We start from the raw sequence: 290 nt of genomic DNA, 5'->3' as shown, positions 1-290 counted from the left end.
CGGCAGACCACCACCGCCGCCAACAGCAACGACCTGATCATCGCCCCGGGTGCCACCGGGGCGGACACCATCATGACGAACTCCGCCGCGGGCGGGAATGCGAGCTTCCCGGAGCGGGCGGTGCCCAACGCCAGCGCCAACGGCGGCGGCGGCGGCACGCCCTCGGCGCCGCTCGGCCCTGCCCGTCCGGGGCGACTGTCCGGGCGTGTCCGGCCGATGTCCGGCGCCCGTCCGCGGCGGCCGTCCTCAGTGCGCGGCCGCGTCGTCGAACCAGGCCCCGATCGTCTCCC

Annotated in this window: 1 pseudogene; it reads left to right on the top strand. The window is 76.9% G+C overall.

From position 1 onward, the window contains the following. Positions 1-290 (top strand): annotated as a pseudogene (locus tag ACLBXP_RS25920) (hypothetical protein); the annotation flags it as partial.

This window comes from Methylobacterium sp. A54F (assembly GCF_053346035.1).
The sequence above is the reverse complement of the archived record's forward strand: the minus strand, read 5'-3'. Positions and strand labels throughout refer to the sequence as shown.